Source organism: Microvirga pakistanensis, from assembly GCF_004458765.1.
GTDB lineage: Bacteria > Pseudomonadota > Alphaproteobacteria > Rhizobiales > Beijerinckiaceae > Microvirga > Microvirga pakistanensis.
In genome coordinates, this window is record NZ_SPJX01000421.1 from 1 (window position 1) to 223 (window position 223).

Consider the following 223-nt stretch of genomic DNA (forward strand, 5'->3'; position numbering starts at 1 on the left):
CCATGACGCGGGCGATCCGTGACGGGCCTTGTCACGGCGCGGCGGTCCTCTCACCCCGATAAAGATAATCATCCGGCAGGCCCAGGCGGCGGCAGGATTGGACGGCGGGGAACGAGGGCAGGACGAGGCGGTCGCTCGCCCGGGCCATGGTGCGGACGAAGGCTCGCTCCAGGGGGCCGAGCCTCCACTGTGCGTCGAGCCCCAGCCGCTCGCGCACCCAGGG

1 pseudogene is annotated in these 223 nt (G+C 72.2%); it reads right to left on the reverse strand.

The window, feature by feature from the left end:
- Nucleotides 1–31 precede the first annotated feature (31 nt).
- Nucleotides 32–223: pseudogene (locus tag E4K09_RS29310) on the reverse strand (hypothetical protein); the annotation flags it as partial.